22 protein-coding genes and 1 pseudogene are annotated in these 22,562 nt (G+C 50.1%); 12 read left to right on the top strand and 11 right to left on the bottom strand.

Annotation, left to right across the window (positions count from 1 at the left end; genetic code table 11):
* Positions 1-327 precede the first annotated feature (327 nt).
* Positions 328-798: a transcriptional regulator ArgR gene (gene argR / locus C3D30_RS18415; RefSeq protein WP_001257843.1), complete on the bottom strand. Its 471-nt coding sequence runs from the start codon at positions 796-798 to the stop codon at positions 328-330.
* A gap of 434 nt (positions 799-1,232) precedes the next feature.
* On the opposite strand from argR, the gene mdh reads away from it, so the two are divergent.
* Positions 1,233-2,171 (top strand): malate dehydrogenase, encoded by a 939-nt coding sequence (gene mdh, locus C3D30_RS18420; RefSeq protein ID WP_001295272.1) that lies wholly within the window; start codon positions 1,233-1,235, stop codon positions 2,169-2,171.
* Between the two features lie 64 nt (positions 2,172-2,235).
* Here the strand turns inward: mdh and degS are convergent, their stop codons facing one another.
* From degS to zapG, 3 genes are all read right to left on the bottom strand, one after another.
* Positions 2,236-3,303, bottom strand: a complete 1,068-nt coding sequence (gene degS / locus C3D30_RS18425; RefSeq protein ID WP_000497717.1) for an outer membrane-stress sensor serine endopeptidase DegS — start codon at positions 3,301-3,303, stop codon at positions 2,236-2,238.
* A gap of 89 nt (positions 3,304-3,392) precedes the next feature.
* Complete coding sequence (gene degQ / locus C3D30_RS18430) at positions 3,393-4,760, bottom strand: serine endoprotease DegQ (RefSeq protein ID WP_000745038.1); 1,368 nt, start codon at positions 4,758-4,760, stop codon at positions 3,393-3,395.
* Positions 4,761-4,915: 155 nt separating this feature from the next.
* Positions 4,916-5,314 (bottom strand): Z-ring associated protein ZapG, encoded by a 399-nt coding sequence (zapG, locus tag C3D30_RS18435; RefSeq protein ID WP_010345273.1) that lies wholly within the window; start codon positions 5,312-5,314, stop codon positions 4,916-4,918.
* Between the two features lie 193 nt (positions 5,315-5,507).
* On the opposite strand from zapG, the gene zapE reads away from it, so the two are divergent.
* The 11 genes from zapE to nanQ all read left to right on the top strand — a co-directional run bounded on the left by zapE (position 5,508) and on the right by nanQ (position 14,810).
* Positions 5,508-6,635 (top strand): cell division protein ZapE, encoded by a 1,128-nt coding sequence (zapE, locus tag C3D30_RS18440; RefSeq protein WP_016159488.1) that lies wholly within the window; start codon positions 5,508-5,510, stop codon positions 6,633-6,635.
* Positions 6,636-6,853: 218 nt separating this feature from the next.
* Positions 6,854-7,282: a 50S ribosomal protein L13 gene (rplM, locus tag C3D30_RS18445; protein WP_001517180.1), complete on the top strand. Its 429-nt coding sequence runs from the start codon at positions 6,854-6,856 to the stop codon at positions 7,280-7,282.
* A gap of 15 nt (positions 7,283-7,297) precedes the next feature.
* Complete coding sequence (gene rpsI / locus C3D30_RS18450; protein WP_000829818.1) at positions 7,298-7,690, top strand: 30S ribosomal protein S9; 393 nt, start codon at positions 7,298-7,300, stop codon at positions 7,688-7,690.
* Between the two features lie 393 nt (positions 7,691-8,083).
* Positions 8,084-8,722, top strand: a complete 639-nt coding sequence (sspA, locus tag C3D30_RS18455; protein ID WP_000257293.1) for a stringent starvation protein SspA — start codon at positions 8,084-8,086, stop codon at positions 8,720-8,722.
* A 5-nt stretch (positions 8,723-8,727) separates the two neighbouring features.
* Complete coding sequence (sspB, locus tag C3D30_RS18460) at positions 8,728-9,225, top strand: ClpXP protease specificity-enhancing factor (protein ID WP_000366123.1); 498 nt, start codon at positions 8,728-8,730, stop codon at positions 9,223-9,225.
* Between the two features lie 117 nt (positions 9,226-9,342).
* On the top strand, positions 9,343-10,125 hold the full coding sequence (gene nanR / locus C3D30_RS18465; RefSeq protein ID WP_000990910.1) for a transcriptional regulator NanR: 783 nt from the start codon (positions 9,343-9,345) through the stop codon (positions 10,123-10,125).
* Positions 10,126-10,248: 123 nt separating this feature from the next.
* Complete coding sequence (gene nanA / locus C3D30_RS18470) at positions 10,249-11,142, top strand: N-acetylneuraminate lyase (protein ID WP_000224706.1); 894 nt, start codon at positions 10,249-10,251, stop codon at positions 11,140-11,142.
* Between the two features lie 107 nt (positions 11,143-11,249).
* Positions 11,250-12,740, top strand: coding sequence for a sialic acid transporter NanT (gene nanT / locus C3D30_RS18475; protein ID WP_000108483.1), 1,491 nt, complete (start codon positions 11,250-11,252; stop codon positions 12,738-12,740).
* Between the two features lie 47 nt (positions 12,741-12,787).
* Positions 12,788-13,477: an N-acetylmannosamine-6-phosphate 2-epimerase gene (locus C3D30_RS18480; protein WP_000054240.1), complete on the top strand. Its 690-nt coding sequence runs from the start codon at positions 12,788-12,790 to the stop codon at positions 13,475-13,477.
* Positions 13,474-14,349 (top strand): N-acetylmannosamine kinase, encoded by an 876-nt coding sequence (nanK, locus tag C3D30_RS18485; RefSeq protein ID WP_105287234.1) that lies wholly within the window; start codon positions 13,474-13,476, stop codon positions 14,347-14,349. Before C3D30_RS18480 ends, nanK begins: the two co-directional genes overlap by 4 nt.
* Entirely contained in the window at positions 14,346-14,810 is a 465-nt protein-coding gene (gene nanQ, locus C3D30_RS18490; RefSeq protein WP_016159484.1) for an N-acetylneuraminate anomerase, read from the top strand. Before nanK ends, nanQ begins: the two co-directional genes overlap by 4 nt.
* Positions 14,811-14,975: 165 nt before the next feature.
* Here nanQ and C3D30_RS18495 read toward each other — a convergent pair.
* The 7 genes and pseudogenes from C3D30_RS18495 to gltD form a co-directional block, all read right to left on the bottom strand.
* A pseudogene (locus tag C3D30_RS18495) lies at positions 14,976-15,259 on the bottom strand (DUF1016 N-terminal domain-containing protein); the annotation flags it as partial.
* Between the two features lie 182 nt (positions 15,260-15,441).
* Complete coding sequence (locus tag C3D30_RS18500) at positions 15,442-16,158, bottom strand: DUF1120 domain-containing protein (protein WP_001066374.1); 717 nt, start codon at positions 16,156-16,158, stop codon at positions 15,442-15,444.
* Positions 16,155-16,700 (bottom strand): YhcE family protein, encoded by a 546-nt coding sequence (locus C3D30_RS18505; RefSeq protein WP_105287235.1) that lies wholly within the window; start codon positions 16,698-16,700, stop codon positions 16,155-16,157. The genes C3D30_RS18500 and C3D30_RS18505 overlap by 4 nt, the downstream gene beginning before the upstream one ends.
* Complete coding sequence (locus tag C3D30_RS18510; protein WP_105287236.1) at positions 16,697-19,084, bottom strand: fimbrial biogenesis usher protein; 2,388 nt, start codon at positions 19,082-19,084, stop codon at positions 16,697-16,699. Before C3D30_RS18510 ends, C3D30_RS18505 begins: the two co-directional genes overlap by 4 nt.
* A 20-nt stretch (positions 19,085-19,104) precedes the next feature.
* Positions 19,105-19,776, bottom strand: coding sequence for a fimbria/pilus chaperone family protein (locus C3D30_RS18515; protein ID WP_000477084.1), 672 nt, complete (start codon positions 19,774-19,776; stop codon positions 19,105-19,107).
* Between the two features lie 144 nt (positions 19,777-19,920).
* Positions 19,921-20,688 (bottom strand): DUF1120 domain-containing protein, encoded by a 768-nt coding sequence (locus C3D30_RS18520; RefSeq protein ID WP_000897703.1) that lies wholly within the window; start codon positions 20,686-20,688, stop codon positions 19,921-19,923.
* 449 nt (positions 20,689-21,137) lie between these two features.
* Complete coding sequence (gene gltD / locus C3D30_RS18525) at positions 21,138-22,556, bottom strand: glutamate synthase subunit GltD (RefSeq protein ID WP_105287237.1); 1,419 nt, start codon at positions 22,554-22,556, stop codon at positions 21,138-21,140.
* Between the last annotated feature and the right edge of the window lie 6 nt (positions 22,557-22,562).

Raw genomic sequence — 22,562 nt, forward strand, 5'->3', positions numbered from 1 at the left:
TTTCGTGACCCATATCACAAAATCAAGTATACACTAATTATCTAGCTAATTAATACCACGCTAACCGTTTGTATTGGGTTTAAAGTGTTAAAAATATTAATTTTTATAACAAAGTGGAATTAAAAACATAGCGCACCATGATAAATATCATTAATTTCAATACGATATAGTGTTTTGCATAATGTGCGATTATTACCCTATGCATTCAAGATGTGAATGTTTTGTCGCAGCAAAGCGCACTATTCGTTAAGTAGATGGCAGGGGAAAGCAGGGAGATGAGAGGAGAACGCAGCATTTTTCCCGCCGCCAGAAGCGGCGGGGTAGAGATTAAAGCTCCTGGTCGAACAGCTCTAAAATCGCTTCGTACAGGTCTTTGACGGTAAAACCTTTGGCAGGGGTGGTAAAGATGGTGTCATCACCGGCAATAGTGCCAAGAATACCTTCTGCTTTGCCCAGAGAGTCCAGCAGACGCGCAATTAATTGTGCCGCGCCAGGGCTGGTATGAATCACCACAACAGCATCGTTGTAGTCGATATCCAGCACCAGATTTTTCAGCGGACTGGAGGTGGTTGGTACGCCCAGTTCAGCTGGCAGGCAGTAAACCATTTCCATCTTGGCATTGCGGGTTCGTACAGCCCCAAACTTGGTTAACATCCGCGAGACTTTAGACTGGTTAATATTGTCAAAGCCTTGCTCCTGCAATGCGGCGACGATTTCGCCCTGGGAGCTAAATTTCTCTTCTTTAAGTAACGCTTTAAACGCTTTAACTAATTCTTCTTGCTTAGCCGAGCTTCGCATAAGTCACCCAATATGGTGGTTGATACAACATTATTGTGCATACAGATGAATTTTTATGCAAACAGTCTGCCCTGGAGAAGGCTGAAATAATGTTATGAAAGAGCGGGATTTTATCAAATTTCGTTATTGAGAAACATGCCTGCGTCACGGCATGTAAATTTCGCTTAAAAGTAAATTAATTGTTATCAAAATGATGTTGTTTTGGCTGAACGGTAGGGTATATTGTCACCACCTGTTGGAATGTTGCTCTAACGCATAAGCGACTGTTAATTACGTAAGTTAGCTCCCTGATTACGTCAATTAAATGCATAAACGCCAAATTTGCGTGACTACACATTCTTGAGAAGTGGTCATTGTAAACAGGGAATTTGTGGATTAAGGTCGCGGCAGCGGAGCAACATATCTTAGTTTATCAATATAATAAGGAGTTTAGGATGAAAGTCGCAGTCCTCGGCGCTGCTGGTGGTATCGGCCAGGCGCTTGCACTACTGTTAAAAACCCAACTGCCTTCAGGTTCAGAACTCTCCCTGTATGATATCGCTCCAGTCACTCCCGGTGTGGCCGTCGACCTGAGCCATATCCCTACTGCTGTGAAAATCAAAGGTTTTTCTGGTGAAGATGCGACCCCTGCTCTGGAAGGCGCAGATGTCGTTCTTATTTCTGCAGGTGTTGCGCGTAAACCGGGTATGGATCGTTCCGACCTGTTTAACGTTAACGCCGGTATCGTGAAAAACCTGGTACAGCAAGTTGCGAAAACCTGCCCGAAAGCATGCATTGGTATTATCACTAACCCAGTGAACACCACTGTGGCTATCGCTGCAGAAGTGCTGAAAAAAGCCGGTGTTTATGACAAAAACAAACTGTTCGGCGTTACCACGCTGGATATCATTCGTTCCAACACCTTTGTTGCGGAACTGAAAGGCAAACAGCCGGGCGAAGTTGAAGTGCCGGTTATTGGCGGTCACTCTGGTGTTACCATTCTGCCGCTGCTGTCACAGGTTCCTGGCGTCAGCTTCACCGAACAAGAAGTGGCTGATTTGACCAAACGTATCCAGAACGCGGGTACTGAAGTGGTTGAAGCGAAAGCCGGTGGCGGGTCTGCAACCTTGTCTATGGGTCAGGCAGCTGCACGTTTTGGTCTGTCTCTGGTTCGCGCACTGCAGGGTGAACAAGGCGTTGTAGAATGTGCCTACGTTGAAGGCGACGGTCAGTACGCACGTTTCTTCTCTCAACCGCTGCTGCTGGGTAAAAATGGTGTGGAAGAGCGTAAATCTATCGGCACCCTGAGCGCATTTGAACAGAACGCGCTGGAAGGTATGCTGGATACGCTGAAGAAAGATATCGCCCTGGGCGAAGAGTTCGTTAATAAGTAATTGATTAGCGGATAATAAAAAAAACCGGAGCAACGTCTCCGGTTTTTTGTCTTTCACGCTGGCCTTAATTGGTCGCCGGATATTCCTGAATGGTGACCTGCAACGTTAACTGTTTATCATCACGCATCACTACAACCGGGATCACCGAGCCTGGTCGGATTTCCGCCACCTGATCCATCGTCTCCAGAGCAGAGATGGCCGGTTTGTTATCCACTGAAATAATCAAATCGTTGACCTGAATACCCGCATTCGCCGCCGGGCCGTCAGGTGACACTTCATTAACCACGATCCCTTGCAGTTGATCGATGCCGCCGCCCTGCGCGTGCAAAGGTGCGATCTCTCGTCCACCAATGCCAATGTAGCCACGGATCACGCGACCATCGCGGATCAGCTTATCCATAATTTTGGTTGCTAACTGGAAAGGAATCGCAAAGCCGATACCTTCCGGCGTTTCGCCATCGTTACTCTTATCAAACGACAGCGTGTTAATGCCCATAAGCTCACCTAGCGAGTTAACCAGCGCGCCACCAGAGTTACCATGGTTAATGGAAGCATCGGTTTGCAGGAAGTTTTGCCGCCCGGTCGGGTTCAGGCCGATTCGACCCGTGGCACTGATAATGCCTTGGGTAATGGTCTGCCCGAGGTTGTATGGGTTACCGATCGCCAGCACCACATCGCCAATGTGCGGTACGCGTCGTGAATTGATTGGAATAGTGGGTAAACCGCCAGTGGCATTAATTTTAAGCACCGCCAGATCGGTTAGAGAGTCAGATCCCACCAGTAATGCTTCAAAAACACGACCATCCTGTAAGGCGACGATGATCTGATCGGCGTCGTTGATCACGTGTTTATTGGTGATGATATAACCGCGTTGATCCATGATCACGCCAGATCCCAGTGTACGGATCTCAAGCTGGTTGTGTGAGGAGGTATTCAAACCACGGTTATAAACGTTGACTACCGCTGGCGCGGCGCGGCGAACCGCCAGATTATAGCTGGCAGGCGTCTCATCGGTACTGTCGAATTGCGGTGTGGAAAGCGGGTTAATGCTGCGCAGCGAAGGCATGGCAACCAGCAGAATAGCGCCGACAATTAATCCAATCGCAACGGAACGTAAGAGCTTCACAAACATGATGGAGGCGTCATTAAAAAAGGGAACGGCAGCAGCATACCACGAGTTAACCGGACATCACACGTCAGCCTGATGCCCGGTTTACGACATTAACGCATTAGCAGGTAAATGCTCTCATTGCCACGTACGATCTGCAGGGCGATGATGGACGGTTTTGTCGCCAGCACTTTGCGCATTTCAGCGATCGAATTCACCCGATCGCGGTTGACGCCAATGATCACATCGTCTTTTTGCAAGCCAGCCTGAGCGGCGGGGCTTCCTTTGACAACCTCATCGATCTTAATACCTTTGCCGCCATCTTTTAGCTGACCATCGCTCAACGTCGCGCCTTCCAGCGCAGGTGTGATCATCTCGGCACTGGCTGACGATGAGGTGCTGGTATCGAGTGTCACTTCTACTTCCAGTGGTTTGCCGTTACGCAGCAGGCCAAGTTTCACTTTCGTGCCTGGCTCGGTGGTCGCGATACGAGAACGCAACTCAGCAAAGCTATTGAGTGGTTTACCGTTGAGACTGGTAATAATATCGCCCGCTTTCACGCCTGCTTTCGCCGAGCCAGAACCTGGCAGCACTTCGCTGACAAACGCGCCGCGCTGAACGTCCAAATTAAATGCTTTGGCGATATCGGCACTCATTTCGGTGCCTTTAATGCCTAACAGGCCGCGTTTGATTTCACCAAAATCAATAAGTTGCTGCGCCAGGGTTCGCGCCATATTACTCGGAATGGCAAAACCAATTCCTACGCTACCGCCGCCCGGGGCAAGGATTGCGGTGTTGATGCCAATTAATTCACCGTTAAGGTTTAACAGCGCACCGCCGGAGTTACCACGGTTAATAGAGGCATCGGTCTGAATAAAGTTTTCCAGACCTTCGAGATTTAACCCACTGCGGCCTAATGCGGAAACAATCCCGGAGGTGGCGGTTTGCCCAAGACCAAACGGGTTGCCGACAGCGACGGCAAAATCACCGACGCGCAGTTTATCGGAGTCGGCAATGGCAATTTGCGTTAATTTGCCTGGATTCTGAATTTGCAACAGGGCGATATCGCTCTGGTCATCACCGCCAATCAGCTTTGCATCAAACTCACGCCCGTCATTGAGTTGAATACTGATTTTCTGTGCCTGATTAATGACGTGATTGTTGGTCAGCACATAACCTTTATTGGCATTGATTATGACGCCGGAACCTAAACCTTCGAAAGGTTGCGCAGGCTGATCCGGTAAATCATCACCAAAAAACTTTTTGAATTCTTCCGGAATTTTCTGCTCCTGGCTGGCGGTTCCTTCGACTCGAACACTGACCACTGCGGGAAGCACTTTTTCCAGCATCGGCGCCAGACTGGGCAGAGGCGCTTGACCGGCAACCTGGCCGGGAATCGATGCGATGGCCTGAAACGGCGCCGAGAGAGTTAACCCGACACTTAACGCTAATGCACTCAACAGCTGGGTTTGCTTTTTCATTATTCCTGCTCTCGTACCTGAATGATAAGAAAAAGAGATTCAAAACAGTTTGATGTTATTGAATTTTCAGATGGCAAACAATGAGACACCAGATTAAATGATAGTCGGGGGAAGAAGAGAAGAGGAGGGCGCAATGGCTGCGCCCGAAAAATAAATTAGTCGCGCTTCGCGCCGGTACGTAACAGGCCGGATGCGCCTTCAGAATAGTCACGCGGCATTTGCACCGGAGCCTGATCGTTGCTGGCTTCAGATTCTGCCAGACGATTGCGGAACGGGTTGGCTTCAGCAGACAGTTCCGGCAGCAGGCTGCTGGAGCTTTTCGCCATGTGTTGATACAGCTGGCGATAGTCGTGCGCCATGGTATCCAGTAATTCCGCGCTGCGGGCAAAGTGGTTAACCAGCTCTTCGCGATACTCGTCCAGTTCAGCTTTATTTTTTTCAAGTTCGTACTGCAACGCCTGTTGCTGGCGCAGTTTACGATTACCAAAACGCATGGCCACAGCACCAATAATGATGCCGACGACTAACCCAATTAGCGCATATTCCCAGGTCATGAACATCTCCCGTTGTCTTTTGTTTCCGTAGGGTGTTGGCTTCAGGCTCCATGCCTGCGGCTGATTATGCCACTATAACCGTTAATTCCACAGAAGTGGAATCCCGACTGCATATCGCGTAGTGTAGAACGGCCTTTTTTTCGTCAACCGTGAACAACGGCACACCGATTATTCAAGGAATAACAAGAACATCATGCAAAGCGTTACCCCAACATCGCAATACCTGAAGGCGCTCAATGAAGGTAGCCATCAACCCGACGACGTACAAAAAGAGGCCGTCAGTCGGCTGGAGATTATCTACCAGGAATTAATCAACAGCACGCCGCCAGTCCCCAGGGCTAGCGGGCTAATGGCACGGGTTGGGAAACTGTGGGGGAAGCGCGAAGATACAAGCAACGCGCCGGTGCGTGGCTTATATATGTGGGGCGGTGTAGGGCGCGGGAAAACCTGGCTGATGGATCTTTTCTATCAAAGTTTGCCGGGAGAGCGAAAACAGCGGCTGCATTTTCACCGTTTTATGCTGCGGGTGCATGAAGAATTAACCGCATTGCAAGGGCAGAGCGATCCGCTGGAAATTATTGCCGATCGTTTCAAAGCCGAAACTGACGTGCTCTGTTTTGATGAATTTTTTGTTTCTGATATTACCGATGCCATGCTGCTGGGTGGCCTGATGAAAGCATTGTTTGCTCGCGGCATAACGCTGGTAGCAACGTCAAATATTCCGCCGGATGAGCTTTATCGAAATGGCCTGCAACGTGCGCGTTTTCTGCCTGCAATCGATGCCATTAAACAGCATTGTGATGTAATGAACGTGGACGCCGGTGTTGATTATCGACTGCGTACCCTTACTCAGGCGCATCTGTGGCTGTCGCCGCTTAATGATGAAACGCGTGAGCAGATGGATAAGCTGTGGCTGGCGCTGGCAGGTGCAAAACGAGAACAAGCCCCTACGCTGGAAATCAATCATCGACCGCTGGCGACAATGGGCGTAGAAAACCAGACGCTGGCGGTGTCATTTACCACGCTGTGCGTCGATGCCCGCAGCCAGCATGACTATATTGCGCTCTCACGTCTGTTTCACACGGTGATGTTGTTTGATGTTCCTGTCATGACGCGGTTGATGGAGAGTGAAGCGCGGCGTTTCATTGCGCTGGTGGATGAATTTTACGAGCGCCATGTCAAGCTAGTGGTGAGCGCGGAAGTACCTTTGTATGAAATTTATCAGGGCGAGCGGCTGAAGTTTGAGTTCCAGCGTTGCCTGTCACGTCTGCAAGAGATGCAAAGCGAAGAGTATTTGAAGCGCGAGCATTTGGCGGGTTAAAACCTGTCACAAATCACAAAAAGGGGTCGATCTTTGACCCCGACTTCTCTATAATCTTGCGACCCCACGTTACAAGAAAGTTTTTTTCCCAAAACTTTTTGTGTGCTGGCATAGGCTATTCGAAGGGGTAGGTTTGCCGGACTTTGTCGTGTGAACCTCAACAATTGAAGACGTTTGGGTGTTCACCAACGTGTAACTATTTATTGGGTAAGCTTTTAATGAAAACTTTTACAGCTAAACCAGAAACCGTAAAACGCGACTGGTATGTTGTTGACGCGACCGGTAAAACTCTGGGCCGTCTGGCTTCCGAACTGGCTCTGCGCCTGCGCGGTAAGCATAAAGCGGAATACACTCCGCACGTAGATACTGGTGATTACATCATCGTTCTGAACGCTGACAAAGTTGCTGTAACCGGCAACAAGCGTACTGACAAAGTGTACTATCATCACACCGGTCACATCGGTGGTATCAAACAAGCGACCTTTGAAGAGATGATTGCTCGCCGTCCTGAGCGTGTGATTGAAATCGCGGTTAAAGGCATGTTGCCAAAAGGCCCGCTGGGTCGTGCTATGTTCCGTAAACTGAAAGTTTACGCGGGTAACGAGCACAACCACGCGGCACAGCAACCGCAAGTTCTTGACATCTAATCGGGATTATAGGCAATGGCTGAAAATCAATACTACGGCACTGGTCGCCGCAAAAGTTCCGCAGCTCGCGTTTTCATCAAACCGGGCAACGGTAAAATCGTTATCAACCAACGTTCTCTGGAACAGTACTTCGGTCGTGAAACTGCCCGCATGGTAGTTCGTCAGCCGCTGGAACTGGTCGACATGGTTGAGAAACTGGATCTGTACATCACCGTTAAAGGTGGTGGTATCTCTGGTCAGGCTGGTGCGATCCGTCACGGTATCACCCGCGCTCTGATGGAGTACGACGAGTCCCTGCGTTCTGAACTGCGTAAAGCTGGCTTCGTTACTCGTGACGCTCGTCAGGTTGAACGTAAGAAAGTCGGTCTGCGTAAAGCACGTCGTCGTCCGCAGTTCTCCAAACGTTAATTGCTTTCTGCTCTGGCAGAATACAATTTGCGAAAAAACCCGCTTCGGCGGGTTTTTTTATGACTAAAATCTGAATCAGCGTAAGAATGGAAAGATGCTTTTTGCTACCGTCTGACAGGCAGGTAAAGCAAAAACAACATCGCCGATAAGGGATTAAGTCAACCATTTCAGACTAAAGCGCATCTCTTTTTCCCCATTTCCGGTATCGACTTACCACAAAGGTCGCAAAATCTGGTAAACTATCATCCAATTTTCTGCCCAAATGTCGGGTATTGCTCATTTTTTGTTTGATTTTCGAACAAAGAGAGTCGTTCCTAACTGGGTAACATAACTTCTGACTGGCCACCTGGTGGCTGGTAGCAGTAAAAATTCTGACTATACCTGGAGGTTTTCATGGCTGTCGCTGCCAACAAACGTTCGGTAATGACGCTGTTTTCCGGTCCTACTGACATCTATAGCCATCAGGTCCGCATTGTGCTGGCTGAGAAAGGTGTAAGTTTCGAGATCGAACACGTGGAAAAGGACAATCCGCCTCAGGATCTGATTGACCTCAACCCGAATCAGAGCGTTCCGACCCTGGTGGATCGTGAGCTGACCCTGTGGGAATCTCGCATCATTATGGAATATCTGGATGAGCGTTTCCCGCATCCGCCACTGATGCCTGTTTACCCAGTAGCTCGCGGTGAAAGCCGTCTGTACATGCACCGCATCGAAAAAGACTGGTACACGCTGATGAACACCATCATCAACGGTTCAGCCTCTGAAGCCGATGCCGCACGTAAGCAACTGCGCGAAGAACTGCTGGCGATTGCGCCGGTCTTCGGTCAGAAGCCGTACTTCCTGAGCGATGAGTTCAGCCTGGTTGATTGCTACCTTGCTCCATTGCTGTGGCGTCTGCCGCAACTGGGCATCGAGTTTAGCGGCCCGGGTGCGAAAGAGCTGAAAGGCTATATGACCCGCGTCTTTGAGCGTGACTCTTTCCTTGCTTCTTTAACTGAAGCAGAACGTGAAATGCGTCTGGGCCGGAGTTAATCTGCATGGATTTGTCACAGCTAACACCACGTCGTCCCTATCTGCTGCGTGCATTCTATGAGTGGTTGCTGGATAACCAGCTCACGCCGCACCTGGTGGTGGATGTGACGCTCCCTGGCGTGCAGGTTCCTATGGAATATGCGCGTGACGGGCAAATCGTACTCAACATTGCGCCGCGTGCGGTTGGCAATCTGGAACTGGCGAATGATGAAGTGCGTTTTAACGCGCGCTTTGGTGGCATTCCGCGTCAGGTTTCAGTGCCGCTGGCTGCCGTGCTGGCTATCTACGCCCGCGAAAATGGCGCAGGAACGATGTTCGAGCCTGAAGCTGCCTACGACGAAGATGCCAGTATCATGAATGATGATGAAGCGTCGGCAGATAATGAAACCGTTATGTCGGTCATTGACGGCGATAAGCCCGATCACGATGATGACCATCATCCTGACGATGAACCGCCACAGCCTCCACGCGGTGGACGCCCGGCATTGCGGGTTGTGAAATAAATGATAAACAGGCCCATGTGGCCTGTTTTGCTATCTACCTTCTTTTCGCCTGATTTTAATACTGTGTTACGATAACTTCGCTATTATCCGTCAACGTATTTTCCCAGAAAGAGCTCTATGAACGCATTTGATCCGCAAGCAGAAGATTCTCCGGCTACTATCGGTCGTAACTTGCGTCGTCGTCCACTGGCGCGCAAAAAACTCTCCGAAATGGTGGAGGAAGAGCTGGAGCAGATGATCCGCCGTCGTGAATTTGGCGAAGGTGAGCAACTGCCGTCTGAACGCGAACTTATGGCGTTCTTTAACGTTGGGCGTCCTTCGGTACGTGAGGCGTTGGCGGCGTTAAAGCGCAAAGGTCTGGTACAAATTAATAATGGTGAACGCGCTCGTGTCTCGCGTCCTTCTGCGGACACCATCATCGGCGAGCTTTCCGGCATGGCAAAAGATTTTCTTTCCCATCCTGGCGGGATAGCCCATTTCGAACAGTTACGCCTGTTCTTTGAGTCCAGCCTGGTGCGCTATGCGGCTGAACATGCCACCGATGAGCAAATTGATTTGCTGGCAAAAGCTCTGGAAATCAACAGTCAGTCGCTGGATAACAACGCCGCGTTTATTCGTTCAGACGTTGATTTCCACCGTGTGCTGGCAGAGATCCCGGGGAACCCGATCTTTATGGCGATCCACGTTGCTCTGCTCGACTGGCTGATCGCCGCCCGTCCGACAGTCGCCGATCAGGCGCTGCACGAGCATAATAACGTTAGTTATCAGCAGCATATTGCGATCGTTGATGCGATCCGTCGTCACGATCCCGATGAAGCCGATCGCGCATTGCAATCGCATCTCAACAGCGTTTCTGCCACCTGGCACGCCTTCGGTCAGACCACCAACAAAAAGAAATAATGCCACTTTAGTGAAGCAGATCGCATTATAAGCGTTCTGTATGATGTGTTGCTTATTTGATCTGGTATAACAGGTATAAAGGTATATCGTTTCTAACAGGCAAGCATCACTTCAGAGGTATTTATGGCAACAAATTTACGTGGCGTAATGGCCGCACTCCTGACTCCTTTTGACCAACAACAAGCACTGGATAAAGCGAGTCTGCGCCGCCTGGTTCAGTTCAATATTCAGCAGGGCATCGACGGCTTATACGTAGGTGGTTCAACCGGCGAAGCCTTTGTACAGAGCCTTTCCGAGCGTGAACAGGTACTGGAAATCGTCGCCGAAGAGGCGAAAGGTAAGATTAAATTAATCGCTCACGTAGGTTGCGTCAGCACTGCTGAAAGCCAACAACTTGCGGCATCCGCTAAACGTTATGGCTTCGATGCCGTCTCTGCCGTTACGCCGTTCTACTATCCTTTCAGCTTTGAAGAACACTGCGATCACTACCGGGCAATCATTGATTCAGCGGATGGTTTACCGATGGTGGTGTACAACATTCCGGCGTTAAGCGGCGTTAAACTGAGCCTGGATCAGATCAACACTCTGGTTACGTTGCCAGGTGTCGGCGCGCTGAAACAGACCTCTGGTGATCTCTATCAGATGGAGCAGATCCGTCGTGAACATCCGGATCTGGTGCTCTACAACGGTTACGACGAAATCTTTGCTTCCGGCCTGCTGGCGGGCGCTGATGGTGGTATCGGTAGTACCTACAACATCATGGGCTGGCGTTATCAGGGCATCGTTAAGGCGTTAAAAGAAGGTGATATCCAGACCGCGCAGAAACTGCAAACCGAGTGCAACAAAGTCATTGATTTGCTGATTAAAACTGGCGTATTCCGTGGCCTGAAAACAGTTCTGCACTATATGGATGTGGTGTCCGTTCCGCTGTGCCGCAAACCGTTTGGTCCGGTAGATGAAAAATATCTGCCAGAACTGAAGGCGCTGGCTCAGCAGTTGATGCAAGAGCGCGGGTGAGTTTTTCCCCTCACTCGCCCCTACCGGGTGAGGGGAAATAAACGCATCTGTACCCTACAACTTTCATACCAAAGCGTGTGGGCAACGCCCATCGCGGGAGACTCACAATGAGTACTACAACCCAGAATATCCCGTGGTATCGCCATCTCAACCGCGCACAATGGCGAGCATTTTCCGCTGCCTGGTTGGGATATCTACTTGATGGTTTTGATTTCGTTTTAATTGCCCTTGTACTCACCGAAGTACAAGGTGAATTTGGGCTGACGACGGTGCAGGCGGCAAGTCTGATCTCCGCAGCCTTTATCTCACGCTGGTTCGGCGGCTTGATGCTTGGGGCTATGGGGGATCGTTACGGGCGTCGTCTGGCAATGGTCACCAGTATCGTTCTCTTCTCGGTCGGGACGCTGGCTTGTGGCTTCGCGCCAGGCTACATCACCATGTTTATCGCTCGTCTGGTGATCGGCATGGGGATGGCAGGAGAATACGGTTCCAGCGCCACCTATGTCATTGAAAGCTGGCCAAAACACCTGCGTAACAAAGCCAGTGGTTTTCTGATTTCCGGCTTCTCTGTAGGTGCCGTCGTTGCAGCTCAGGTCTACAGCCTGGTGGTTCCGATCTGGGGCTGGCGTGCGCTGTTCTTTATCGGCATCTTACCGATCATCTTTGCTCTCTGGCTGCGGAAAAACATCCCGGAAGCAGAAGACTGGAAAGAGAAACACGGAGGTAAAGCACCGGTACGTACAATGGTGGATATTCTTTACCGTGGTGAACATCGCATCGCCAATATCGTGATGACGCTGGCGGCAGCTACTGCGCTGTGGTTCTGCTTCGCCGGCAACCTGCAAAATGCCGCAATCGTCGCTGTTCTTGGGCTGTTATGCGCCGCGATCTTTATCAGCTTTATGGTGCAAAGTACGGGTAAACGCTGGCCAACGGGCGTAATGCTGATGGTGGTTGTGTTGTTTGCCTTCCTCTACTCATGGCCGATTCAGGCGCTGCTGCCGACGTATCTGAAAACTGAGCTGGCTTATAACCCACATACGGTCGCCAATGTGTTGTTCTTTAGTGGTTTTGGTGCGGCGGTGGGTTGCTGCGTCGGTGGCTTCCTCGGTGACTGGCTGGGAACGCGCAAAGCCTACGTTTGTAGCCTGTTAGCTTCACAATTGCTGATTATTCCGGTATTTGCGATTGGCGGCGCAAACGTCTGGGTACTCGGTCTGTTACTGTTCTTCCAGCAAATGCTCGGTCAGGGCATCTCCGGGATCTTACCGAAACTGATCGGCGGTTATTTCGATACCGACCAGCGTGCGGCGGGGCTGGGCTTTACCTACAACGTCGGCGCACTTGGCGGCGCACTGGCTCCAATCCTCGGCGCGTTGATCGCTCAACGTCTGGATCTGGGCACTGCGCTGGGATCGCTCTCGTTCAGTCTGACGTTCGTGGTGATCTTGCTGATTGGTCTGGATATGCCATCCCGCGTTCAGCGTTGGCTGCGCCCGGAAGCGTTACGTACTCATGACGCTATCGACGGCAAACCATTTAGCGGTGCCGTGCCGTTTGGCAGCGCCAAAAACGATTTAGTCAAAACCAAAAGTTAATCCTGTAGCCCGGTCTCTGCACCGGGCCTTTCGCTAAGGGAAGAAGTATGTCGTTACTTGCACAACTGGATCAAAAAATCGCTACCAATGGTGGCTTGATTGTCTCCTGCCAGCCGGTTCCGGACAGCCCGCTCGATAAACCCGAAATCGTTGCTGCCATGGCATTAGCGGCAGAGCAGGCGGGTGCGGTCGCTATTCGCATAGAGGGTGTGGCAAACCTGAAAGCCACGCGTGCGGTGGTGAGCGTGCCGATTATCGGGATTGTGAAACGCGATCTGGAGGATTCTCCGGTACGTATCACGGCCTATATTGAAGATGTTGATGCACTGGCGCAGGCGGGCGCGGATATTATCGCGATTGATGGCACCGATCGCCCACGTCCGGTGCCTGTTGAAACGCTGCTTGCGCGTATTCACCACCACGGTTTACTGGCGATGACCGACTGCTCAACGCCGGAAGACGGTCTGGCTTGCCAAAAGCTGGGAGCCGAAATTATTGGTACTACGCTTTCTGGCTATACCACACCTGAAACGCCAGAAGAGCCCGATCTGGCGCTGGTGAAAACGTTGAGTGACGCAGGATGTCGCGTGATTGCCGAAGGGCGATACAACACGCCAGCGCAGGCGGCAGATGCGATGCGCCACGGCGCATGGGCAGTGACGGTCGGTTCTGCCATTACGCGACTTGAGCACATTTGCCAGTGGTACAACACAGCGATGAAAAAGGCGGTGCTATGACCACACTGGCGATTGATATCGGCGGTACTAAACTTGCCGCCGCGCTGATTGGCGCTGACGGGCAGATCCGCGATCGTCGTGAACTTCCTACGCCAGCCAGCCAGACACCAGAAGCCTTGCGTGATGCCTTATCCGCATTAGTCTCTCCGTTGCAAGCTCATGCGCAGCGGGTTGCCATCGCTTCGACCGGAATTATTCGCGACGGCAGTTTGCTGGCGCTTAATCCGCATAATCTTGGTGGATTGCTACACTTTCCGTTAGTCAAAACGCTGGAGCAACTTACCGATTTGCCGACCATTGCCATTAATGACGCGCAGGCCGCAGCATGGGCAGAGTATCAGGCGCTGGAAGGCGATATAACCGATATGGTGTTTATCACCGTTTCCACCGGTGTTGGCGGCGGCGTGGTCAGTGGCGGCAAACTGCTTACCGGCCCTGGCGGTCTGGCGGGGCACATCGGGCATACGCTTGCCGATCCGCAGGGGCCTGTCTGTGGCTGTGGACGCACAGGTTGCGTGGAAGCGATTGCTTCTGGTCGCGGCATTGCAGCGGCAGCGCAGGGTGAGCTGGCTGGCGCGGATGCGAAAACCATTTTCACGCGCGCCGGACAGGGCGACGAGCAGGCGCAGCAACTGATTCATCGCTCCGCACATGCGCTGGCAAGACTGATTGCCGATGTTAAAGCCACAACTGATTGCCAGTGTGTGGTGCTCGGCGGCAGTGTCGGGCTGGCGGAAGGGTATCTGGCGCTGGTGGAAACGTATCTGGCTCAGGAGCCAGCGGCATTTCATGTTGAGTTACTGGCGGCGCACTACCGCCATGATGCAGGTTTACTTGGGGCTGCGTTGCTGGCTCAGGGAGAAAAATTATGATGATGGGTGAAGTACAGTCGTTACCATCTGCCGGTTTACATCCAGCACTACTGGACGCGTTAACGCTGGCATTAGCCGCCAGGCCGCAGGAAAAAGCGCCGGGTCGTTACGAATTGCAGGGCGACAATATCTTTATGAATGTCATGACTTTTAACACTCAATCGCCCGTTGAGAAAAAAGCCGAATTGCACGAGCAATATATTGATATCCAGTTATTGTTAAGCGGCGAGGAGCGGATTCTTTTTGGCATGGCAGGCACTGCGCGTCAGTGTGAAGAGTTTCACCATGAGGATGATTACCAGCTTTGCAGCGCCATTGAGAACGAGCAAGCTATCATCCTGAAACCGGGAATGTTCGCCGTGTTTATGCCAGGAGAACCGCATAAACCGGGATGTGTTGTTAGCGAGCCAGGAGAGATTAAAAAGGTGGTAGTGAAGGTTAAGGCCGAGTTAATGGCTTAAAACTTGGTTCGTTTTAAAGATTCTGCAGACACCGTCTGCAGAATTCGAAACCGCTGAAATTAACGGCGTCTATAACCTTCCTCTGGCGCCGCCTATGTTCGAACGAGTTCATCCGCGAGTCGTTTTTTATCAGGTAACAAGCATAATTTGGCAGACATTGTCTGCACGAATTTCAATTCGTTGAAAAAATATAAAAATTTTTAAACTGCCATAAATTCCTGGTGGAAAAACCACGCTTATACCTAAGACTTAAATCCTTTGATAGCCGCTTGATTAGCTGTGCGCCATACGCAGCCTTGTTCAAATTCGACAATTCGTCGGCCAATTACCCAGTATGTGGCGGTCATTAAGGCTACGTATCGTTTCCGTCGGGCACTATCGGCCAGGTGAATAATGCCGTCGTGGATTTGCTGATAGCCTGCTGTGGTTCTCTCTGAGAGAGATTCCATTATCTGTGCCTTTATACGGCGCTGTGTTGAATAATGGAGTCAGCTATATGCCTGGGATGAGCACTGAACAATTAAGAACGGCGTATTACATTCACTTTCCCTAAGATAGGTGAACAGTTTCCAGCAATATTATCAGAGCGTATAAAACGAATGCCAGATAGTACTCCTGCCCGGCATTGTTATTACAAGTAAACCACGCTTATCACTGCTTGACCATCCAGTTCGATTTTCTCTGAGCTGCCTAAATCATTCGCAATAGATGCGCTCACCTGTAGTGGTATAACGGCGTTAGTCACAGGAATGGGGGAAATTTCCCCTGCTTTTACAAAGGTGTAGTAATAACTTTGGTCGACAGCAAGCGGATAAGCGGTGAGCGTTTGCCATGCTCTTTTTTGCCCAGTTATGACCGCATCTGCACCTGCAACTGATGCCGCCAACGTCTGGCTACCATTGCTGGCGCTAATGTTTTGGCTATCAATTAACACAGCATAACTGCCGATATTCTTATTATCTTTTGTTTTTCCTAAGCCGAATAAGCGTGTTGCCTGGTTAATATAACCGCCGCCATTCACGGTATATTTTACACCGCTCTGACCTTCACCATCTTTTCCGGTGATCACGCTGTCCATCCGCGTATCCCGGGCAGTAATCGCGATTCCGGTTGCTGATTCACAAGTGATGGTCAGAGTAATATTACGTGTGCCAATCTGAGTGTAATGCTGCGTTGAAAGTGCATTGATTGAATGGCTGCCGAAGTTCACTACACCGCCGTTGCTTAACAGCGGTGTACAGGCTGCAGCTTCCAAAGACACCTTGACGCCAATGGTGGCTCTGTCAGCGGCTTGTACTGACAAAGTAATAAAGGCGCTGGCGACAATCAGCAATTTTGTGTTGTTCATTTTACCTCCACCAGGACAGTAAGATTGCCCGTAATATCCGTCATGTCGGTGAGCTCTCCTTCATCCTTAAAAGAAGGCGCCATGGTCAGTGTGAGGCTGATACTTTTACCGCTATCAATTACTGCTTCCTGACCATTTTGCATAAATACCAGCCAATTATTAGGCGAAGGGCTTACAGATGCTGTTCCTGCACTGCCTGCATTGTCACTTTTGCTGTTAGCTAACGCCAAATCAAAGCTGTCACTACCGGAAATTGCATCGCTGGCGACCAGATTTAATGCACCGTCCGGGCCAAAACCAAATCTGTTATTTGTAATATGCGTGGTACTTAACTGAACGCGGACATGACCAGTCTGGTCGCATTGAATAACCAGCGTGGTTGTTTTGTCCGCTAACTGCGTTGTCTTACCTCGGTCGGCCTGGCGCATAGCGGCACTGCGTTTGCCATAGTCGACATTTTGTGTGCTGCTGGTGAGATTACACTCTGCCAGAACGGGCATGGCGCACGTCAATAGCAGGCATACTGCGATTATCCGTTTCATTGGCAGACTCCTGTTGCTGTTTCGTAGAAGATATCGTCAGGTGCTTCTGCGGGTAAGGAGAGCGAGATCCGACAAGAGCGATTGCCATCTACTGCGATTATTGTCATCTCTGGCTTCACGTTGTTGAGGAACACCGTACCTTCGTCAACGGACGTAGTCAGGTAGTTGCCGTCACTGTCCTGGATCGCCATTCCTCGCGGCAGTTTTTTACCATCGGGATAAGCAATAGTGAGCAGTGCCCGCCGTTGTGTGAGGGTGTTAAAGCCCACTTTACCCACAGCCCCACGGCTCTGTTTCAGCATTTTTGTGCCATTACCGACGTCGACATTTTTTGGCAAACTGGTGGTATCAATTTCTATTGTTGCTTTACGCCACGGCTGAAGTGAGGGGATCACCGCCTTGCCGCCGATATCCGTCCAGACTGAGCCTGTTGGGGTTGATATTTTGACCCCTGATACGGCGTTATCGAGTCTGGCAATGGCGTAAGTATCATCAATTGCCCACGGAGAGAGCGTGACACCCTGGCTGTGCAGAGCAATACCGCCAGAAAGCATACCGTTATAGGAACGATTATCTGTGTTGTTCGCACTTGCAGCCAGGCTGAGCTGGGTATAGTGAAGATTGGTATTCAGGCTGCCATTAATCGTGTTCTGCTGTTCGTCCTGGTTACGCTCGGCACTGACATAGTAAGATGTTTCATCTGAGATAACACCAGAGACTCCCCCGCCGTAGTATGTGCGATGGTCATCGTGGCGTGTATACAATGTGGTACTGCTGGAACGACCAAACGGAATACTGATATTCACGTAGAAAAGGTCGCCATCGTCTTCATTATCTTCAGAGGCATCCAATTGATGCTGCCAGTTAACGGAAACCGTGGCGTGTTTAAAGCTTTTGTTCCAGTTGACACTAAGGTTAGTCGAATCGCTTCTGCCATCGTAACTTTGCGTTTTATAGCCACTAACGTTAACACCGCCAAGTGTCGGATCTGACCAGCTAATTCCCAGTGACAGGGTGCTTTTTGTCCAGTCGCTTTCACCATCGTTATCGGTGGATTCAGACAGGGTACGATAGTCACGATCCTGGTAGCTGATACTACTGTTTACTCCTAATGCGTAAGGTAAGTTGTAGTTTACATCCAGTTGATATTTTTGCCCTTGCAGCGAATGGTTGTTATCCCTGGCCGAGCTTATTTGGCCTCCCAGCGACAGGTCAGGCAAGGGGATGATATCTGTACGCGCAGCAATAGCCTGGTAGCTATCTGCCACAATTGCCCCTCCGCCGAGATTACTCCAGGTTGTGAGATTCCAGCTATCAGATGCGCTTAATACCCAGGGAGAGTCGTCATAACTATTGTCAACGCGGCCCAGTGAAATGCGATAGCCCTGGCCGTTAACCATTTGGTTATTAAACAACGTCGCAGGAACGGAGAAGGTGTGTTCCCCTCCGGTAGTTTCAATCACGTTGACCTGAAGGTCGCTGTTCATCGTGCGAACGGGAACATCCGAAATGGTAAACGCACCCGCCGGAACCAGAGTCGAGAGTAGCAGAACGCCCTGTTGGCGTATTTCCACTCGCGCCTGAAATGTATTCGCGATTCCGGTTACTTGTACGCCGCTGCCGGTATGCTGTAAGGCGCTATCTGGCGATAATTCAATACCATAAATTCTTGCACCTTCAAGCAACGTGTTATTCACGTTAACTTCACCCGCACGCATTAACATCTTGCTCCCCACGAATGTGTGCTCAAGGTAGGTCGTGGAGTTCTGGTTGCTGAAGTTACCGTCAGATTGCGTAATAAATTGATGGCTTCTTAACATCCAGTCATTGATGTTGATACCGCCTTCCAGCACCGCCTGGGAAAAATCAGAGCTGTCATTGCCAAACTCAGAACGGCTGGAGAGAAGCGAATAATTTAACAATGCGCCATGTCCACCGGTGGTAGCCGATGTCACATCCTGGCCTAGAGGAATACGCGCCTGTGGAGGCACTGTTATCTGCAACTTATCCTGGTTGGTCAGCGGGGTAATTTTCGTACTGGGGTAACTTTGGGGATAGTCATAGCAGCCATTCTCATCGCTACTGGCGGGGATTTTTAACCCGGCAAATTCCAGCACATTTTTATCAAGACAGGCATCGCCGTTGTTATCAATGCGTACGATGATGTTGCCAATTTCGTCCCCATTAACGTTGAGCATGAGCGAATACTCACCCGGCATAAAGCGTGCAGAACGAGAAAAATAGTGCGAAACAGCCGGATCAATCCCCAGCGATTTAAGTGTATTCCGGTCGAAGTCTACGGCAGCGAGTTCGAGATCGCTGGCGTTGGCAGGCAGCGTTGTGAGTAGGCCGATAGAATATGCCAGTAACGATTTCTTCAACATCCCTGGATACCTGAAGTAAGTTATTTCAAGTCTGTCAGATATTTATTACCGCGATAGCCGTATCGGCTGGCAGGGTAAAATTCCACTTGTTTGTCAGTGGCGTCTGGCAGAGTGGCTGTGGTTGAGGTGTGTGGCAACAGGTATGTTTTGCTTAAATTACCTGGTTTTCCTGAGGGCAATGTTTTGAATTGCAGGGTCATACGCACGACGTAATCACTGGGGTTGCTGATTTCTATTTGATTACCGTTTTTACGCCATTCGAGATATTTCCAGGCTTCTGTTTCTACGGCGAGCGAGGCTGGGTGAATCAACACCGGTAAGTCCTGACGTATTGTTAAGGAAACTTGGTTTTTATCGACGTCTTTTGGTGGAATACCTTCAAAGGTAACGCGTTTGAGTTCTTCCGCTTTCAGGGGCGCGGATGTTTGCAACAAGAAACGGACTTGCTGAATTTGACCTGCTTCCACGCGAATAACCGGTTGGGTTGGAATTAAACGAATCGTTTTTTGGCTATCCGGGAGATCGACAATGGTGGTGTAGAGCAGTGCGGGATAAGAATCTGTATTGGTGACATTCATCGTCGCCTCGCCTTTCTTTTCATCAACCAGTAATACTGATGTTTCTGGCACCATGCCGGCAGCCAGCGTTTGAAAAGAGAGTAATACGAGAGCCGATAATAAAGATTTAAACATAGAAAACTCCTGTAAATACCGAAACCAGATCGGGTTATTCCTTTTATCTTTATTACTTTCTGACTAAGAAAGTGATAAATAACAGCAGACCGGAAAAATACCGATGCTGCTGTTTTTAATAACGCTAAAATGAATCGCTAACGATTAGAGGTACAGCACCTGCAGAGTCACGTTACCGTCCAGTTTAATCACTTCAGTCGTACCCAGAACGGTATTATCCTGTACAGCGGCGTCAATCAGCAGTGGGAACTGGGCCATAGTGATCGCAACAGGCGTTAACTCACCCGTTTTCGCCACAGAATAGGCACGGTTTTTTGCACCGTTAGTCGAAATGATGGAGCCAGTATCACTCTTAATCCAGGTTGGGACTGCAGGAGTAAAGTCACCGGTCTGAATAACATCGACGGTCAGATCGCCTGTATCATCGCTGGCAGTGACAGCGCCCGCCATGGTGTCAATACCAATAGTGAATGCACCAATTTTTTGCCCGTTAGGTGCGAGACCAAGACCAAAACCGTTACTGGTATTTGCCATATCCATTTGTTTACCAAAAGCTTTGGCAACATATGCGGTGCCGCTCAACGGTAAGCGGGAGTCCAGGCGGTTATCGAAGCTGGTGATAGCAAACAGCGTTGGTGCTGTACATTTGATGGTCAGTGTGGTGGTTTTACGGCCTAACTGAACGAGGGTGTTAGTGACACCGGTCGGATTCAGCGCCATGTTTGGGTGTTTGCCGTAGTCAATGATGCCGCCACCGGTGAATTCAGGGGTACATGCACCTGGGTTAAATTCTCCGACAACCGTTAAGGTGGCATCTGAGGTCACGGTGGTATCAGCTGCCATTACATTAAATGACGTAACAGCAAGAGCCGCACAAATAGCGGCAGTAGTGAGAGACTTTTTGAAAAGCATGTGAACACTTCCTTGGTGACGATTTTTAATGAGTGATTTAATTTGTTCTTCAATATTTAAAGAACAAAACCAGATAAGTGTACCCGGTTGTTTATGATTGTAAATAAATTGCGCATCTGGAAATAATTAATAAACAAATTATATTCTACAGATGAATGTTAATATGGTTATATTGTGACTTATGTATTTTTTTATGGTGAAAAATAATCTTCAATATTCATTTAATAAATATAACTAACGGGGAAAATAGGAAAATATAAAAATAAATATAATGAATATACTGCATGATTATATTTATTTTTTTTATATGTTTAAGTCGCTATCCTGGTACTACTTCAGCAAAAAAGAGGGAGAGCAGCGAATAGCGCAGAAATACTAAGGTTGTTAATGGGCAAGATTCGCCAGACAGAGCCTGGCGAACTACAACACGTTAGTAGAAAATTAGGGGATTACACTTCCAGCCAGTTCATGATCCCGTCAGCCGCTTTACGACCTTCGGCGATGGCAGTCACCACCAGATCCGAACCACGCACGATGTCACCACCGGCAAAGATTTTCGGGTTACTGGTCTGAAAGGCGTTTTCGTTACCTTCCGGGGCAATGATCCGACCCTGCGAATCCAGCTCAACGCTGTGTTCTGCCAGCCATTCCATGCTGTGTGGGCGGAAACCAAACGCCATGATCACCGCATCTGCCGGAACAATATGTTCTGACCCTGCCACGATCTCCGCGCGGCGACGGCCTTTAGCGTCCGGTTCGCCCATTTCGGTGCGCACCATTTTCACGCCGCTGACTTTACCGTTGCCATTCACTTCAATACCCAGCGGCTGGACGTTGAATTTGAACTCAACGCCTTCTTCCCGCGCGTTTTTCACTTCGCGACGGGAACCTGGCATGTTCTCTTCATCACGACGATAGGCGCAGATAACGTGCTTTGCTCCCTGACGCACGGAAGTCCGCACACAGTCCATCGCGGTATCGCCGCCGCCAAGCACCACCACGCGCTTGCCTTCCATGCTGACGAAAGGTTCGTCGCTGGTTTCGCCAAAGCCCATCAACTGTTTGGTGTTGGCGATAAGGAACGGCAGCGCCGCGTACACACCATCGGCGTCTTCGTTTTCCAGCCCGCCGCGCATTGACTGATAAGTCCCGACGCCAAGGAACACGGCATCGTAATCTTTCAGTAGATCGTCAAGCTGTACGTCACGACCCACTTCGGTATTGAGCCTGAATTCAATACCCATGCCGGTGAAGATTTCACGGCGGCGCGTCATCACCTCTTTTTCCAGCTTGAAGGCCGGAATGCCGAAAGTCAGCAGGCCGCCGATTTCCGGGTGACGGTCGAAGACGACAGCTTTGACACCGTTGCGCGTCAGGACATCCGCACACGACAGACCCGCCGGACCTGCGCCGATAATCGCCACTTTTTTATCGGTTTGCTTCACGCCGGACATATCCGGGCGCCAGCCCATTTCGAACGCTTTATCATTGATATAACGCTCAATATTACCGATGGTCACTGCGCCGAATTCATCGTTCAGGGTACAGGAACCTTCGCACAGACGATCCTGCGGGCAGACACGTCCGCACACTTCCGGCAGGGTATTTGTTTGATGCGACAGTTCTGCCGCTTCAAAAATACGTCCCTCGTTGGCGAGCTTCAGCCAGTTCGGGATGTAGTTGTGTACCGGGCATTTCCACTCGCAGTATGGGTTGCCGCATGACAGGCAGCGATCAGCCTGTGCTTTGGCCTGGCCTTCGGAAAACGGCTCGTAAATTTCAACAAACTCAATTTTGCGGATCTTCAGCGGTTTCTTTGGCGGATCAACGCGCTGCAGGTCGATAAATTGATAAACATTCTGACTCATTGTTGC

Source organism: Escherichia sp. MOD1-EC5433, assembly GCF_002966005.1.
Classification (GTDB): domain Bacteria; phylum Pseudomonadota; class Gammaproteobacteria; order Enterobacterales; family Enterobacteriaceae; genus Escherichia; species Escherichia ruysiae.